The organism is Microbacterium sp. Soil_N32 (assembly GCF_057655505.1).
Genome location: NZ_JBDGME010000018.1, coordinates 158,411 through 174,198, shown reverse-complemented (window position 1 = coordinate 174,198; position 15,788 = coordinate 158,411). Strand labels below are relative to the sequence as shown.

General features: G+C 70.0%; 13 protein-coding genes. 6 read left to right on the top strand and 7 right to left on the bottom strand.

From position 1 onward, the window contains the following. Window positions 1-34 precede the first annotated feature (34 nt). From hrpA to AC3A3J_RS07160, 6 genes are all read left to right on the top strand, one after another. Window positions 35-3,952: an ATP-dependent RNA helicase HrpA gene (gene hrpA, locus AC3A3J_RS07185; protein ID WP_487671621.1), complete on the top strand. Its 3,918-nt coding sequence runs from the start codon at window positions 35-37 to the stop codon at window positions 3,950-3,952. 143 nt (window positions 3,953-4,095) lie between these two features. Beyond that, window positions 4,096-4,668, top strand: a complete 573-nt coding sequence (locus AC3A3J_RS07180) for a hypothetical protein (RefSeq protein WP_487671620.1) — start codon at window positions 4,096-4,098, stop codon at window positions 4,666-4,668. Beyond that, window positions 4,646-5,053 carry a hypothetical protein gene (locus AC3A3J_RS07175; RefSeq protein ID WP_487671619.1) on the top strand — a complete coding sequence of 136 codons (408 nt, stop codon included), beginning with the start codon at window positions 4,646-4,648 and terminating at the stop codon, window positions 5,051-5,053. Before AC3A3J_RS07180 ends, AC3A3J_RS07175 begins: the two co-directional genes overlap by 23 nt. Before the next feature lie 335 nt (window positions 5,054-5,388). After that, window positions 5,389-6,330 carry a quinone oxidoreductase family protein gene (locus AC3A3J_RS07170; RefSeq protein WP_487671618.1) on the top strand — a complete coding sequence of 314 codons (942 nt, stop codon included), beginning with the start codon at window positions 5,389-5,391 and terminating at the stop codon, window positions 6,328-6,330. Window positions 6,331-6,374: 44 nt separating this feature from the next. Continuing rightward, entirely contained in the window at window positions 6,375-7,400 is a 1,026-nt protein-coding gene (locus AC3A3J_RS07165; protein WP_487671617.1) for a Gfo/Idh/MocA family protein, read from the top strand. A gap of 2 nt (window positions 7,401-7,402) precedes the next feature. Next, window positions 7,403-8,356, top strand: coding sequence for an NYN domain-containing protein (locus tag AC3A3J_RS07160; RefSeq protein ID WP_487671616.1), 954 nt, complete (start codon window positions 7,403-7,405; stop codon window positions 8,354-8,356). Here the strand turns inward: AC3A3J_RS07160 and AC3A3J_RS07155 are convergent. The 7 genes from AC3A3J_RS07155 to AC3A3J_RS07125 are packed head-to-tail and all read right to left on the bottom strand — an operon-like array spanning window position 8,337 to window position 15,762. Beyond that, on the bottom strand, window positions 8,337-9,650 hold the full coding sequence (locus AC3A3J_RS07155) for an MFS transporter (RefSeq protein WP_487671615.1): 1,314 nt from the start codon (window positions 9,648-9,650) through the stop codon (window positions 8,337-8,339). The genes AC3A3J_RS07160 and AC3A3J_RS07155 overlap by 20 nt on opposite strands. Next, window positions 9,647-10,654: a sugar phosphate isomerase/epimerase family protein gene (locus tag AC3A3J_RS07150; RefSeq protein WP_487671614.1), complete on the bottom strand. Its 1,008-nt coding sequence runs from the start codon at window positions 10,652-10,654 to the stop codon at window positions 9,647-9,649. The genes AC3A3J_RS07155 and AC3A3J_RS07150 overlap by 4 nt, the downstream gene beginning before the upstream one ends. After that, the gene (locus AC3A3J_RS07145; protein ID WP_487671613.1) at window positions 10,651-11,628 is read right to left on the bottom strand and encodes a sugar phosphate isomerase/epimerase family protein; all 978 of its coding nucleotides are present in this window, start codon (window positions 11,626-11,628) and stop codon (window positions 10,651-10,653) included. Before AC3A3J_RS07145 ends, AC3A3J_RS07150 begins: the two co-directional genes overlap by 4 nt. Window positions 11,629-11,662: 34 nt before the next feature. Next, on the bottom strand, window positions 11,663-12,607 hold the full coding sequence (locus AC3A3J_RS07140) for a sugar phosphate isomerase/epimerase family protein (protein ID WP_487671612.1): 945 nt from the start codon (window positions 12,605-12,607) through the stop codon (window positions 11,663-11,665). Window positions 12,608-12,638: 31 nt separating this feature from the next. Then, a complete protein-coding gene (locus AC3A3J_RS07135) occupies window positions 12,639-13,466 on the bottom strand; it encodes a carbohydrate ABC transporter permease (protein WP_487671611.1) in 828 nt (275 codons plus the stop codon). Then, window positions 13,463-14,431 carry a carbohydrate ABC transporter permease gene (locus tag AC3A3J_RS07130; RefSeq protein WP_487671610.1) on the bottom strand — a complete coding sequence of 323 codons (969 nt, stop codon included), beginning with the start codon at window positions 14,429-14,431 and terminating at the stop codon, window positions 13,463-13,465. The genes AC3A3J_RS07135 and AC3A3J_RS07130 overlap by 4 nt, the downstream gene beginning before the upstream one ends. Window positions 14,432-14,439: 8 nt before the next feature. After that, a complete protein-coding gene (locus AC3A3J_RS07125) occupies window positions 14,440-15,762 on the bottom strand; it encodes a sugar ABC transporter substrate-binding protein (RefSeq protein ID WP_487671609.1) in 1,323 nt (440 codons plus the stop codon). Window positions 15,763-15,788 lie beyond the last annotated feature (26 nt).

The window sequence follows — 15,788 nt, the reverse complement described above, 5'->3', positions numbered from 1 at the left end:
GTACGCACCCGATCCCGGCTTACGATGGAGGGCTATGTCCTCCCCCGTGATCGTGTATCCCCCCGAGCTGCCCGTCAGCGCGGCGCGGGGTGAGATCGCCGACGCAATGCGGGACCACCAGGTCGTGATCGTCGCGGGCGCCACGGGGTCGGGCAAGACCACCCAGTTGCCCAAGATCGCGCTCGAGCTGGGCCGCGAGCGCATCGCGCACACGCAGCCGCGGCGTCTCGCCGCCCGCACCATCGCGGAGCGCGTCGCCGAGGAGCTGCAGGTCGAGCTCGGCACCCTCGTCGGTTACAAGGTGCGGTTCACCGACAAGGTGTCGGAGTCGAGCCGCATCGCGCTGATGACCGACGGCATCCTGCTCAACGAGATCCACCGCGACCGCCTGCTCACCCGCTACGACACGATCATCATCGACGAGGCGCACGAGCGGTCGCTCAACGTCGACTTCCTGCTCGGGTACCTCGCGCGCATCCTGCCGGAGCGCCCCGACCTCAAGGTCGTCATCACCTCGGCGACCATCGACCCCGAGAGCTTCGCGCGGCACTTCGCTGCGGCCGACGGCACGCCGGCGCCGATCATCGAGGTCTCCGGGCGCACCTATCCCGTCGAGATCCGGTACCGCCCGCTGGTGGCGGACGAGGACGACGCGGATGCCGCGGCCGCGGGCGACCCCGAGGACGAGGTCTCGGCGATCGTCGCGGCCCTGCGCGAGCTCGACCGCGAAGCGCCGGGCGATGTCCTCGTGTTCCTCCCCGGCGAGGCCGAGATCCGCGACGCGGCCGACGCCGTGCGCGGCGCGTACGCGAAGGACCGCTCCCCCACCGAGGTGCTCCCGCTGTTCGGCCGGCTGTCGGCCGCCGAGCAGCACCGCGTGTTCGAACGCAGCCGCGTGGCGGGTGTGCGCCGGCGCGTGGTGCTGGCGACGAACGTCGCCGAGACGAGCCTCACCGTGCCGGGCATCCGCTACGTCGTCGACACCGGCACCGCGCGCATCTCGCGCTACAGCAATCGGTCGAAGGTGCAGCGCCTGCCGATCGAGGCGATCTCGCAGGCGTCGGCGAATCAGCGCTCGGGGCGCGCGGGTCGCACGAGCGACGGCATCGCCATCCGCCTCTACTCCGAAGACGACTTCGCCCGCCGACCCGAGTTCACCGAACCCGAGATCCTGCGCACGTCGCTCGCGTCGGTCATCCTGCAGATGCTCTCGCTGGGCTTCGGCGACATCCAGGACTTCCCCTTCCTCACCCCTCCCGATTCGCGCGGTGTGAAGGCGGCCTTCGACCTGCTCACCGAACTGGGGGCGGTCGAGCCCTCCCGACGCGACGGCTCCCCGTACCTGACCCGTGTCGGCCGCGACATCTCGCGGATGCCGATCGACCCGCGGTTCGCCCGCATGCTCGTGGAGGCGGGGCGGCAGGGCGTGGTCGACGACGTGCTGCCGATCGTGTCGGGCATGACCATCCAGGACGTGCGCGAGCGGCCGGAGGAGCGCCGCGAGGAGGCCGATCGCCTGCACGCCCGGTTCGTCGACCCGACGAGCGACTTCCTCACCCTGCTCAACCTGTGGAACCACCTGCGCGAGCAGCAGCGCGAACTCGGATCGAGCGCGTTCCGCCGACTGTGCCGCGCCGAGCACCTGAACTACGTGCGGGTGCGGGAGTGGTTCGACGTGCACCGGCAGCTGCGCACGCTGATGAAGGCCGGCGACGGGCGTCGTGGCGACGGGGCCGCCGATCCGGATGCCGTGCACCGCTCGATGCTCGCGGGGCTGCTGTCGCAGATCGGTCTGCTCGACGAGCGCACCGCTCCGGCGGGGAAGGGCGGCACTCCGGCGAAGGACGCCAAGCGCCGCATCGCCGAGTACCGCGGCGCCCGGGGCATCCGCTTCTCGATCTTCCCCGGGTCGGGACTGCGCAAGAAGAGCCCGCGGGCCGTGATCGCGGCCGAGATCGTCGAGACGTCGCGCACGTTCGCGCGCACGGTCGCCGCGATCGATCCGGCGTGGGCCGAGCCGCTGGCGGGCGACCTCGCCAAGCGACAGGTGTCGGAGCCGCACTGGTCGAAGGATGCAGGGGCCGCCGTCGCCTACGAGAAGGTGACGCTGTTCGGGTTGGAGATCGTGCCGCGGCGACGCGTGCAGTTCGCCCGCATCGACCGCGCCGCCTCGCGGGAGCTGTTCGTGCGGCACGCGCTGGTCGAGGGCGAGTGGGATCCGAGTCGCCTCGACAAGCGGGTCAGTGCGTTCTGGCGCAGCAACGCCGAGCTGCGCCGGCGGCTGGAGAAGCTCGAGGAGCGCGAGCGCCGCCGCGACATCCTGGCCGGAGACGAGGCCGTGTTCCGGTTCTACGACGAGCGCATCCCCGCCGACGTGTTCGACGTGCGGTCGTTCGAGAAGTGGTGGCGCGACACCCTCGCGCAGACGCCGAAGCTGCTCGTGATGCGCGAGTCCGATCTGATCGACGACGACGACGGCCGCGCCGCGCAGAACGAGTTCCCGACCCGGTGGACGCAGGGCGATCAGGTGCTCGGGCTCGCCTACCGCTTCGAGCCCGGCGCGCCGGACGACGGCGTGAGCGTCGTCATCCCCCTTCCGCTGCTCGCGCAGATCGAGGACCGCGGGTTCGACTGGCAGGTGCCCGGGCTGCGCGCCGAACTCGTCACCGGTCTGCTGCGCGCCCTGCCGAAGACCATCCGTCGCCACGTCGTGCCCGCCGCCGACTGGGCCGACAAGTTCGGCGCCGAGATCGCCGCAGAGGGCCCGGAGCACCACGACGGTCGACCGGCACGCTCGCTGAAGGAGGCGCTCGCGCGTCTCATCCAACCGCTCGCGAACCAGCTCGTCTCGGCGGCCGACTTCGACGACGAGCGCGTGCCCCCGCATCTGCGCATGAACTTCCGCGCCGTCGACGAGCGCGGCCGCGTCGTCGGGTCGGGTCGCGACCTCCCGGCCCTCCAGCGCGACCTCGCCGACCGCGCCCGCAGCAGCGTGGCCCGGTCGATCGCACGCCCCGCACCCGACCGCTCGTCCCGCCGGGGCGCGAACGACGTCGCCGCCGCATCCGTCTCAGCGGGATCGATCGAGCGCACCGGGCTGACGGCGTGGACGTTCGGCGAGCTGCCCGAGGTTCTCGACACCCGGGTCGCCGGTGGTGTCGTGCGCGGGTACCCGGCGATCGGCGACGAGGGCAAGACGGTCGCGGTGCGCGTCGAGGCGTCGGCGGATGCCGCGGCCGCCGCCACCCGCGCCGGCGTGCTGCGTCTCGTGCTGCTGGCCGTGCCCTCGCCGTCGTCGCACGTGCAGCAGCACCTCACCAGCGCGGAGAAGCTCGCGCTCGCGGCCTCGCCCTACCCCTCGGCCGCCGCCCTCATCGAGGATTGCCGCGCCGCCGTCGCCCGGCGGGTGATCGACGCCACCGTTCCCGGCGGCATCGTGCGCACCGAGGCGGACTTCGCGCGCGTGCGGGATGCCGTGTCGGCCGTGCTCGTCGACGAGCTGTTCGCCTGCGTCTCGCTCGTCGCCCGCATCCTCACCCTGTCGCGCGAGGTCGAGCGCGGCATCAAGTCGCAGAACTCGCTCGCCCTGCTCGGCCCGCTGAACGACATCCGCACGCAGCTGAGCGGGCTGCTGCATCCGGGATTCGTGTCCGCCGCGGGCGTCGACCGGCTCGCCCACTTCCCGCGGTACCTGAACGGCATGGTCGAGCGCCTGAAGACGCTCGGCAGCGAGCCGGGCAAGGACCGCAGCCGCATGACGGAGTACGAGCGCATGGCGGCGCAGTTCGCGGATGCCGGGGGCACGATCCCCCTCCCCCGCGACGCCACCCCGAATCTCGTCGAGACCCGCTGGCTGCTCGAGGAGTACCGGGTGAGCGTGTTCGCCCAGCGCCTCGGCACCGCCCAGCCCGTCTCACCGCAGCGCATCACCAAGGCCCTCGCAGGGAAGTAGCGCCGTCGCACGGCGCCGGGCGTGTGGACCTCCGGGCGGAGCGCCGTCGCGGCATCCGCCCGCGGAAGCCTGACTCTTGCGACTGGCAGCGAGCCGGGTTGGGTGTCCGCAGAGCGCTCATATCGCCCGCTAGTATCAGCGTTATGGACTTCACCGGCATCACGTGGCTGGACGTGACCATGGCGGTGATAACGATCGTGGGGCTCGCTCTTACGCTCGTCGGTCTGTGGTGGACTTGGCGTCAAGCGCGCGATGCCAAGGACACGGCGAAGCGCGCTGAAACCGCCGCCGATGCCGCGAAGAGCGCGATCGCTACAACGCGGTCGCACCTAATGACGCTGGACATGGTGAACGATCTACGTCTCATCCGAGAGACGATCAAGGAAGCCACTCGGGCCATTGAGGATGAAGATAGCCCCGTAGCCAAACACGTGCTGGTGCAGCTCTCTGAAATGATGCATCGCGCAGTCGCTCTCGCAAAGCAGGACACGACGCCCGTCGTTCCCGAGGAAGTGCTCGCGGACCTGCAAGTCGCTGCTACTGGCGCATCCGATGTCAAGGAACTGATCGCAAGATCCAAGAGCCCCAAACCCACAACGAGCGCCAAGAGCCTCATGCCCGTCCTAGTTCGGCTGAACTCGTCACTGGTTCAGTTCGAGACGATTCAGAAATACACTGCCCCGGAGGTGTCGAATGCTAATCAAGTTCACCGGTGAGGATTGGTTGAAGCTCAGCAGCAGGGTTGACGGATTGACCCGCGGTGGTCTTCTCACCTGGGAGGAGGACCCCACCGCGCCAGAACCCATGGCCTTCAGAGCGTCCGCGCCGAACGGCTCTCGATACTACCTCTATCCCGAAGACTTTGACGGACGATTCCCATTCATCTTCGCGGTGTTTCGAGGAGATGAGAAGATCGGCCAGTTCACCACCACCGGTTTCAATATGAATGGCCCCTTCGATAATCCGGAAGAGGAGGCATCGGCGGTCCTCGGGAGCCTGTACACCGCGATTGTCCGACGTCTCTCCCGTGCGGATGAGACCATCGACAGTTTGCTTGCAGAGCTGGACCTGCTAGACCCGGACGCGGATTCGCCGTTCTAGGTAGGTCCGATAGTTCGCGTCCGAAGTTAGCCTCGGATGGGGATGGCGTTCTCCACCACTGAGGCCTTGGCGACGGTATCTGGAGGCGCGGCGGTAGCGGCGCTACGCGACCTGCGCTCGCGCCGACAGCCTCCCTCAAAAGGCTTGCCCGCAGGCCGGCGCGACTCTGCCCAAGTTGAAGGTCATCGCGGCACAATTCGAAGACTAGGGATTCCTCGGCCAAGAGACACTCGGCAGCGGCTGGCCGCGCGCCTCAGCACCGCCCCGTCCGCTTTCCCCAGCCACCGCCGGGACTGATCTGCCCGCAACACGAACCCGATCGGTAGCCTGGCTGCATGGCTCGCGCGATCGTCTACACCGAAATCGGCTCCCCCGACGTCCTGCACCTCACCGAGATCCCCGACCCGCTGCCCGCGGCCGGCGAGGTGGTGGTGCGCATCGAGGCGACGGGCGTGAACCCCATCGATGCGAAGCTGCGGGGCGGCAAGCGCCCGTCTCCCCCGATCACCGAGCCGCGTCCGGTCGGCTTCGACGGCGCGGGCGTGATCGACGCGGTGGGCGAGGGGGTCGACGGCTTCGTCGTCGGCGACCGCGTCGCCATCCGCGACACCGTCGGCACCTATTCCTCGGCGCTCGCCGTCCCGGCAGCGCATCTGGCGTTGCTGCCCGATGCCGTGACCGCGGCGGAGGGCGCCGGTATCGGCATCCCGGCCGGCACCGCGTACCAGGCCCTGAAGTCGTTGGGCGTGACCGCCGACGACGTGCTGCTCGTGCACGCGGGCTCGGGATCGGTCGGTCAGGCGGCGGTGCAGTTCGCCGTCGCGTGGGGTGCCACCGTCATCGCGACCGCCAGCCCCGCGCGGCACGATCAGCTGCGCGACCTGGGCGCGATCCCGGTCGCCTACGGCGAGGGGCTGCTCGACCGCGTCCGCGATGCCGCACCGTCCGATGTGACCGTGGTGCTCGACGGCGCCGGCACCGACGAGGCCATCGAGACGTCGCTCGCCCTGGTCGCCGACCGCGACCGCATCGCCACGATCGTGCGGGGACCGGATGCCGCATCGTTCGGCATCCGTGCGTTCTCCGGCGGGGCTCCGCAGCCGTTGACCGAGCAGGAACTGGCCTGGCGGGCCGAGGCGCTGCCGAAGACGATCGAACTGCTCGCGAGCGGCGACTTCACGATCGAGCTCGGGCCCGAGTTGCCGCTCGCCGAGGCGGCTCGGGCGCACGAGCTCGTCGAGCAGCACGTCGCCGGGAAGATCGTGCTCGTCCCCTGACAACCCGCGTCCTGCCGTCCAGGCGAAAGCCCTACGCTGGGGGGATGACTGGTCTTCGATGGGGAATCCTCGCGACCGGCGGCATCGCCGGCGCCTTCGCTTCCGACCTGCGCGCCGCCGGGCTCGACCTGGTGGCGGTGGGGTCGCGCTCGCAGGAGTCGGCGGATGCCTTCGCCGCACGCTTCGACATCCCGAACGCGCACCCCTCGTACGAGGCGCTGGTGGCCGACCCCGAGGTCGACATCATCTACGTCTCGACACCCCATCCGATGCACCACGCGAACGCCCGCCTCGCGCTCGAGGCCGGCAAGCACGTGCTCGTCGAGAAGGCGTTCACCCTGAATCAGGCCGAGGCCGCCGACCTGCAGCGCCTCGCAGAGGAGCGCGGACTGCTCGCAACCGAGGCGATGTGGACCCGGTACCTGCCGCACATGGTGCGCGCCCGCGAGATCATCGCCTCCGGGGTCCTCGGCGAGATCCGTTCGGTAAGCGCCGACCACACCCAGCTCCTCCCCTCCGACCCGACGCACCGGCTCAACGCGCTCGAGCTCGGCGGCGGTGCGCTGCTCGACCTCGCGATCTACCCGATCTCCTTCGTGTGGGACGTGCTCGGGGCGCCGACGAGCATCCGCGCCGTGGCCCAGCTCGTCGAGACCGGGGCCGACGCCGAGGTCGCGACCGTCATGACCCATGCGAGCGGCGCGGTGTCGACCACGCTGTCGTCGTCGCGGACGGCCGGGCCCAACCGCGCCGTCGTGCTCGGAACGAAGGCGCGCATCGAGATCGACCGCTTCTTCTGGTCGCCCTCGGTGCTGCGCGTGATCGACCCCGAGGGCACCGTGATCGAGGAGTTCGACGGTCGTCTCGACCCCGACGCCGGCGGCCGCGGCATGCAGTTCGAAGCCCTCGCCGCCGAGCGGCTCGTGCGCGAGGGGAACCTCGCGGGCGACATCCTCCCCCTCGCCGACTCGGTGGCCATCATGGGCGCCCTCGACGAGATCCGCCGACAGATCGGCGTCCGCTATCCCGGCGAGAGCGACGAGACCGCGCCGCAGGACGGCGGGAACTGAGCATGGCCGAGACCACGGATGCCCGCGTCGCGGTCTACCTCGACTTCGACAACATCGTCATCTCCTGGTACGACCGGGTGCACGGTCGCAACGCCTACGGCAAGGACCGCCAGCGCATCAGCGACAACCCGAACGACCCCGAGGTCGCCGAGCGCCTGAAGCAGGCCATGATCGAGGTCGGCGCGATCATCGACTACGCCGCCTCGTTCGGCACCCTCGTGCTCACCCGCGCGTACGCCGACTGGTCGTCGCCCGTGAACGCCGAGTACCGCTCGCAGCTGGTCGCCCGCGCGGTCGACCTCGTGCAGCTCTTCCCGGCCGCCGCCTATGCGAAGAACGGCGCCGACATCCGTCTGGCCGTCGATGCGGTCGAAGACATGTTCCGCCTGCCCGATCTGACCCATGTGGTCATCGTCGCGGGCGACAGCGACTACGTGCCGCTCGCCCAGCGCTGCAAGCGCCTCGGTCGCTACGTCATCGGCGTGGGCGTCGCGGGGTCGACGGCCAAGTCGCTGGCGGCGGCGTGCGACCAGTTCGAGGCTTACGACTCGCTGTCGGGCGTCACGCGCCCGGCGAAGCAGGCCGCGGCGGATGCCGTCGTCGCGGCGCCCGCCGAGCCCGCGGCCGAGCAGCCGGCGGAGGGCGCCAAGAAGACCACGACGCGGTCGCGCCGCGCGAAGTCCGCCACGGCAGCCCCGGTGGAACCCGTCGTCGATCCGCAGCAGGAGGCGACGGCGCTGTTGGAGCGCGCCCTGCGACTCGGGCAGGACAAGGCGGATGCCGACGAATGGCTGCACAGCTCCGCCGTCAAGACGCACATGCGGCGCATGGACCCCTCGTTCAGCGAGAAGGGTCTCGGCTACCGCTCGTTCTCGGACTTCCTCAAGTCGCGCGACGACATCGCCGAGCTCGAGGAGACCGGCCACGAACGGCTGATCAGGCTTCGCGAGCGCTGATGGGCTCGTCGCCGAGCGCGCGCCACGACACCGCGGCGAGCACCATCGTGGCCGCTCCGACGACGGCGTAGGCGATCCGGGGGTCTGCGGCCTCGGCGAGCGCTCCGACGGCGAGCCCCGTCAGCACCGTCGACCCGGGGAGGCACATCGCCCAGATGCCCATGACCCGTCCGCGGATGGACGGCGGCGTCGAGAGCATGACCAGGGCGTTGGCGCGGGCGATGAACCACATCACGACCGCACCGACCACCCCGAGTCCGATGAACAGCAGAGGCAGCACCGGGGCCGCAGCCGAGAGCAGCACGGCGAGCCCCATGACGAGCGCCAGCACGCGCACCTCTCCCCCGCGGGGCGTCGTCGGCCCGGTGGCCGAGAAGAACGCGCCGGGCAGCGCCCCTAGACCGAACGCGACGGCGAGCAGGCCGTAGGTGCCGCCCTCGGCGTCGAAGACGTTCGCGACGATGAGCGGCACCACGACGGCGATGTTGTACCCGGCCGCCGCGCAGATCGCGAGCAGCAGGGTCGCTCGCACCGGGGGCGTGTGCAGGACGAAACGCCACGCGCCCGGCGCGGGAACGCACGCGCTCGGCGCGGGAACGCCCGCCGCGGGCACCGGGTCGGCGGCGGTCTCCGGTGCGCCGTCGGCCGAGGCGCGCACCGGTGTCGCCCGATCGGGCTGCGCACGCAGCCTCAGGCCGAGCAGCACGATGATCGACGGAACGAACACCAGCGCGTTCACGACGAAGCACCACGCAGCATCGGCGAAGACCAGCAGCAGTCCCGCGACCGCCGGCCCCAGCACCCGGGCGCCGTTGATGATGACCTCGTTCATGCTGACCGCACTCGTCACGCGGTCGCGGCCGACGAGGTCGAGCACCAGCAGCTGGCGCGCCGGGTTGTCGGCGGCGAAGGCCACGCCGTGTGCGAAGGAGAGCACGGCGAGCATCCAGATCTGCAACGCACCCGAGAACGCGAGCCCGGCGAGCACGCCGGCGATCGTCATCTGAGCAACCGCGGTGACGACCAGCACGCCGCGGCGCGAGAAGCGATCGACGATCGCTCCGATGAACGGCCCCAGGGCGAGCGTGGGCACCATCGTGCTCGCCGTCACCACGCCGAGGGCGAGACCGTCGCCGCCGAGCTCGACCACCAACCAGGCGATCGCCACCTGCGAAGCCGCACCGCCGGCCGCCGACAGCAGCTGCGCGATGCTCCACCGGCGGTAGTCGCGGATGCGCAGTGCGGCGAACGACCGCGTCAGCGCCTCGCGGGTGAAGCGATCGCGCCAGCTCACTGGTGGCGGAAGGCGGCGTCGAACGACGCGGTGGGCTTCGGCCAGAGCAGCGAGCGCACGTACTGCACGGCCTGCGCCGCGCCGTGCAGGCGGTCCATCCCTGCGTCCTCCCACTCGATCGAGATGGGCCCCGTGTATCCGATCGCGTCGAGCGCGCGGAACGAGTCCTCCCACGGCACGTCGCCGTGACCGGTCGAGACGAAGTCCCAGCCGCGTCGGGGGTCGCCCCAGGGCAGGTGCGAGCCCAGCACGCCGGCGCGGCCGTTGTGCGGGCGCATCCGCGTGTCCTTGCAGTCGACGTGGTAGATCCGGTCCTGGAAGTCCCAGATGAAGCCGACCGGGTCGATGTTCTGCCACATCATGTGCGAGGGGTCCCAGTTGAACCCGAACGCCTCGCGGTGCTCGATCGCCTCGAGCGCGCGCACCGACGACCAGTAGTCGTACGCGATCTCGCTCGGATGCACCTCGTGGGCGAAGCGCACACCCTCGCCGTCGAAGACGTCGAGGATCGGGTTCCAGCGCTGCGCGAAGTCCTCGAAGCCGCCGGCGATGACGTCGTCGGAGACGGGCGGGAACATCGCCACGTACGGCCAGATCGACGACCCGGTGAAGCCGACGACGGTGTCGACGCCGAGCTTGCGGGCGACGCGGGCCGCGCGCTTCATATCATCGGCGGCCCGCTGCCGCACACCCTCGGCCTCGCCGTCGCCCCACACGTAGTCGCGCAGGATCGCCTGGTGGCGGAAGTCGATGGGAGCGTCGCACACCGCCTGCCCCGCGAGGTGGTTCGAGATCGCGAACACCTGCAGGCCGTGGCGGTCGAGGATCTCCTTCCGCGACTCGACGTAGGCGTCGTCCTCGTCGGCGCGCCGCAGGTCGAGGTGGTCGCCGGATGCGGCGATCTCGAGACCGTCGTACCCCCACTCGGCGGCGAGGCGGGCCACCTCCTCGAACGGCAGGTCGGCCCACTGACCGGTGAACAGGGTGACGGGATGCGTGCTCATGCGGCTTCCTCCGTGGGAGCGGCGGACGGGTAGTTCTCGGCGATCCAGGCCCAGCTCGCGCGGGCGCTCGCGAAGGGCTCCATACTCGGTTTGTCGACCTCGACGAGGATCGTGCCGTCGAACCCCTCGGGGAGTGCCCCGAGCGCGGCCTGGAGCGGCACGTCACCGAGGCCCGGCTCCAGGAAGAATCGCTGGGCCATGACGTCGAAGTAGGGCGTGCCTTTGTCGCGCGCCTCGGCGGCGAGGGCGAGGTCCATGTCCTTGATGTGCAGATCCGAGATGCGATCCGCGTGGCGGGCGACCCAGGCGACGACGTCCGCCCCCGTCCACGCCAGGTGCCCGAGGTCGGGACCGGCGGCGAGGATCGTCGACGGCACCGCGTCGAGCACGTGGTCGTACTCGGCCTCGGTCTCGATCCACGTGCCGACGTGGTTGTGCAGCGCGGCGGTCACTCCCTCCGCCTTCAGCACCTCGGCGGCCTCGCCGATGACGTCGGTGACGCGGTCGAGCCGCGCAGCGTCGAACGCGTGCCCGCGCGCGGCGGCCTCGTCGATGCGCGGACGCCCCGGCGCCATGTCGGCGGCGAGGAACACCCGGTCGAGCCCCATGTACTGCGATTCCTCGGCGCGACGACGGATGCCGTCGAACCACCGGAACCGCGCCTCGTCGTCGCCGGTGTGGTCGCGACCGAACTCCTCGGGCAGGCCGATGTGCACGTACCCGGGGGTGACCTTGAGGCCCGAGTCGGCGACGACGCGGGCGTACGCCTGCAGGGTCTGGGTGGGCAGCACTTCCAGCATCACCGCCGAGAAGCCGGCGTCGCGCACCTGACGGAGCACCTCCGGCTGCCGGGCGAGGAAGCTCGGCCGGTCGAACGCCCAGCCGACGCTGCCGGGCTCACCGGTCGACTCGCCGAGCGAGACGGTGATCCACTGCAGGGTGTTGAGCGAGAAATGGTCCTGGGTGAGCGTCATCGCGTCTGATCCCTTCGAGTCGTCCCGGTGCGGTTCACGCCGTGAGATCGGCGACCCAGCGTGCGGTCACGTGCGCGCTCTCGACCGGGTCCATGCTGGCGCGGTCCACCTCGATGATGACCCATCCGTCCCATCCGTCGGGAAGCGCCTCGAGCGCGCCCCGCAGATCGACGGCACCCAGGCCGGGCTCGAGGTACAGACCGAGGTCGGTGGCGCGCTCGTAGCTGAGCCCCTCCTCGCGGCTTCGGCGGGCAAGGTCGAGATCGAGGTCCTTCAGATGCAGGTCCTGCACGCGGTCGGCCCAGGTCGAGATCGCCTGCCGCGCATCGATGCCGGCCCATTCGAGGTGGCCGATGTCGAAGGCCGCTCCGAGCCGCGACGCGTCGATGGCGTTCAGCACGTGCTCGTACTCGTGCTGCGTCTCGATCCAGGTGCCGACGTGGTTGTGCAGGCCGGGCTTCACGCCCTCGGCGTTCAGCACGTCGACGGCCTCGTCGATCAGATCGGTGAGCTCGTCGAGGCGGTCCTGCGAGAAGTCGGCGCCGACGGCCGGCTTCTGCCACCGGATCGCCGTCTGGTCGACCTCGGCCGCGAGGAAGACGGTCGGGATGCCGAAGTAGTTCGACTCCTCGGCCTTGCGCCGCACGCCGTCGAACCAGTGGATGCGCTCGAACGTGCCGCGCTCGAGCCGTCCGCCGTGATCGCTCGCGAGCGGCACCTGCACGTACCCGGGCGCCAGGGCCAGCCCCGACTCCTCGACCATCGCCGCGTAGTTCTGCAGGGTCTGGGTGTCGAGCACCTCCATCATGGTGGCGCCGAAGCCGGCGTCGCGGATCGCCCGCAGTACGCCGGGGTACTCGGCGACGAACGCCGGGTCGGCGAATCGCCAGAGGCTCGCGCTGTCGAGGTCGGCGGGGTCCTCCTTGACGTTGATCCACTGGATCGCGTTGAGGGCGAACTTGAGGTCCTTCACGGCCATGCGACGGTGTCCTTTCGAGGGGCTGCGGCGGTCACTTCAGTCCGGTGGCGGCGACGCCCTGGATGAAGTACTTCTGCAGGAAGAGGAAGAGGATGAGGATCGGCAGCAGCACCACCATGGCCCCGGCGAGCAGCAGACCGAACGAGATGGTGTTGGATGCCTGCGACGCCACCGAGAGCCCGACGGGCGCGGTGTACGTGTCCTGCGACTGGGCCACGACGAGGGGCCAGAGGAAGTTGTTCCACGAGGTGAGGAACGACAGGATCGCGACGGTCGCGAGCCCCGGGCCGGTGAGCGGCAGGAAGACGCGGAAGAAGATGCGGCCCTCCCCCGCCCCGTCGAGACGCGCGGCCTCCATGAGCTCGTACGGCACCCCGTGGGCGAACTGGCGCATGATGAACACGCACAGCGGCAGCACGAGCACCGGCAGGATGATCGCGATGAGCGAGTTGACCAGGCCGAGCTGCACGACGATCACGAACTGCGGCACGAACAGCGCGACGTAGGGCACGATCATCGAGGCGATCACGAGCGGGAAGACGAGGCCGCGTCCGCGGAACCGCAGCTTCGCCAGCGCGTAGCCGGCCATGGCGCTGAAGAGCACGTTGCCGACGATCGCGACGCCCGAGACGATCACGCTGTTGAGCATGTACGAGCCGAAGCCGCGCTCGGCGAAGAGCTGGATGTAGTTCTGGATCTGGAACGACTCGGGGAACCAGGCCCCCGGGTTGCCGAGGAACTCCGACTGGGTCTTGAACGATCCGAAGAACACCCAGACGAAGGGCAGGAGCATGAAGACGGTGATGACGGCGAGAGCGGTGTAGTTGAACGCCTGGCGCGTCGGAGACAGGGTTTTCAATGTTTCGGCCTCAGGATTCGGAACTGGACGATCGCGACGATGCCCACGAGCAGCAGGAGCAGCACCGATCCGGCCATCGAGGCCGAGACGTTGCCGAAGCCGAACTGTTCGTACACCCAGACGGCGACCGACTTGGTGGAACCGAGCGGCCCGCCCTTGGTGAGCAGGTACGGCTCTTCGAAGATGTTGAGGAACGACACCGTCTGCAGCACCGTCACGAGCAGGGTCGTCGGACGCAGCAGCGGAAGGGTGATCGACCACAGCCGGCGCCAGGCGCCCGCACCGTCGGTCGCGGCGGCCTCGTAGATCTCCTCCGGCACGGCCTGCAGCCCGGCGAGGAAGAGGATCATGCAGGTGCCGGTGGTGCGCCACACGCCCATCATCACGACGGTCGTGACGGCCCACCCCGGCTCCCCCAGCCAGTTCGGTGCGCCGAGCCCGAGATCGGTGAGGGTCGTGTTGACGGGGCCGTTGATCGAGAAGGCGTACTGCCAGATCACGGCGGCGGCGACGATGTTCGTGATGACGGGCACGTACGCCGCCGCACGGAACACGTTGCGCAGGCGTCGGATGCCGTTGTTGAGCATGAGGGCCAGCGCCAGACCGAGCGCCATGCTGATCGGTACGCAGAGCACCACGAACAGCACCGTGTTGAGGAACGCGCTCTGGAATCCGGGATTGCCGATGATCTCGGCGAACCCCTCGAGCCCGGTGAAGTTGACGTTGAGCGGGTCGCGGATGTCGCGGGCCGACATGTCGGTCATGCTCGCGCCGATGGCGAGGAGGGCGGGGATGCCCGTGAAGACGAGGAAGATCAGCAGGAACGGAGCGAGGAACAGCCACGCGGTCGTCGCTTCGGCCCGCGATCCCTCGTGCACCTTCCTCATCCGGCGGGGACCGGTCCCCCGGAGGCGCCGGGCCGGCGCCTCCGAGGTGACCATGGTGCGGGTCGCTGTGGCGGTCATGATGGGTGTCAGTCGCCCATCCCGATCGACTCCGCCTGGGCCTGGGCCGCGTCGAGCGCGTCCTGGGCCGAGACGCCGCCGCGGACGACCTTCTCCATCTGCTCGCCGATGACGGTGCCCACCTGGCTCCAGGTCGAGACCTTGGGCAGGGTCACACCGGTCTCCAGACCCGCCTCGACGGTCTGCAGCAGCGGGTCGTCGGCGAGCGTGGGGTCCTCCCACGCGGCCTTGACGGCCGGCATGTTCTTGAAGATCTCGAACCACTTGACCTGGCTCTCCGGCTCCGACATGAAGCGCGCGAACTTCCACGCGGCGTCCTTGTTCTCGGAATCCGACGGGACGAACCAGCTGCCGCCGCCGACCGTGGTCGCGGCGTCGCCGTCGGGGCCGACCGGCATGGTGGTGAGCGCCAGGTGCTCGTCGGCCCAGCCCTCGCCGTTCGCGTCGTCGAACCACCCGACGAACCACGGCCCGCCGTCGATGATCGCCGCGTTCTTGCCGGTGGTCGACCACGAGACCGTGTCGAGGAACGCCGGGCCGTCTGGCGAGGCCAGACCGTCGGCCATCAGGCCGGCCCAGTACTCCAGCGCCTCGACGTTCTCGGGCGAGTTGATGGTCCACTCGGTCAGGTCGTCGTTGATGAAGCCGCCGCCGTTCTGCTTCGCGAAGGTCAGCAGCTGCCGGGCGGTGTAGGAGTCGTAGGCGGCGTACAGCGCGAGCGGCCACTCCACGCCGGATGCCTTCAGGTCCTCGCCGAAGGTGCGCAGGCTGTCCCAGTCGGTCGGCGCCTCGGCACCGGCGGCTTCGGCGAGGTCGGTGCGGTAGATCACCATGTCGGCGTAGGCGTACCACGGCACCCCGTACGCCACGTCGTCGTAGACCGAGTTGTCCCAGATGACCTCGAAGAAGTCGTCGGGGTCGACGAGCCCATCCGGCACGGAGTCGAAGCCGCCGGTCGCGATGAGGGACGACTGCGTCTCGGTGAACGCGTAGATCAGATCGGGCACGGTGCCCGCGGTGATCGCCGCGGTCATCTTCGACGCGAACTCCGCCTCGGGGATCTGCGTCATGTTGATCTCGACGTCGGGGTTGTCCTTCTGGAACTCCTCGAACATCTGCGGCAGCTCGGCGCCGTCGGCGCCCTGCGTCCAGATCTCGAGCGTGCCGGTGGCCGGCTTGTCGTCGACCGTGGTGTCGCTGCCTGCGGCGGGTCCGCCGGAGTCGTCACCGCGGCCGCAGCCGGTCAGGACCAGGGCGCTGGATGCGACCAGCGCGATTCCGAGCATCGTCGCCCGGCGTCGCGAAGAAGGGTGGAAGTGCATCGCGATCATCTCCTTGATGGTGTGGGTAGTGCAGG

Excerpts from the sequence above, each read along its gene's own strand:
- hrpA (WP_487671621.1), top strand. The coding sequence starts at position 35 with ATGTCCTCCCCCGTGATCGTGTATCCCCCCGAGCTGCCCGTCAGCGCG.
- AC3A3J_RS07180 (WP_487671620.1), top strand. The coding sequence starts at position 4,096 with ATGGACTTCACCGGCATCACGTGGCTGGACGTGACCATGGCGGTGATA.
- AC3A3J_RS07175 (WP_487671619.1), top strand. The coding sequence starts at position 4,646 with ATGCTAATCAAGTTCACCGGTGAGGATTGGTTGAAGCTCAGCAGCAGG.
- AC3A3J_RS07170 (WP_487671618.1), top strand. The coding sequence starts at position 5,389 with ATGGCTCGCGCGATCGTCTACACCGAAATCGGCTCCCCCGACGTCCTG.
- AC3A3J_RS07165 (WP_487671617.1), top strand. The coding sequence starts at position 6,375 with ATGACTGGTCTTCGATGGGGAATCCTCGCGACCGGCGGCATCGCCGGC.
- AC3A3J_RS07160 (WP_487671616.1), top strand. The coding sequence starts at position 7,403 with ATGGCCGAGACCACGGATGCCCGCGTCGCGGTCTACCTCGACTTCGAC.
- AC3A3J_RS07150 (WP_487671614.1), bottom strand. The coding sequence starts at position 10,654 with ATGAGCACGCATCCCGTCACCCTGTTCACCGGTCAGTGGGCCGACCTG.
- AC3A3J_RS07145 (WP_487671613.1), bottom strand. The coding sequence starts at position 11,628 with ATGACGCTCACCCAGGACCATTTCTCGCTCAACACCCTGCAGTGGATC.
- AC3A3J_RS07140 (WP_487671612.1), bottom strand. The coding sequence starts at position 12,607 with ATGGCCGTGAAGGACCTCAAGTTCGCCCTCAACGCGATCCAGTGGATC.
- AC3A3J_RS07130 (WP_487671610.1), bottom strand. The coding sequence starts at position 14,431 with ATGACCGCCACAGCGACCCGCACCATGGTCACCTCGGAGGCGCCGGCC.
- AC3A3J_RS07125 (WP_487671609.1), bottom strand. The coding sequence starts at position 15,762 with ATGATCGCGATGCACTTCCACCCTTCTTCGCGACGCCGGGCGACGATG.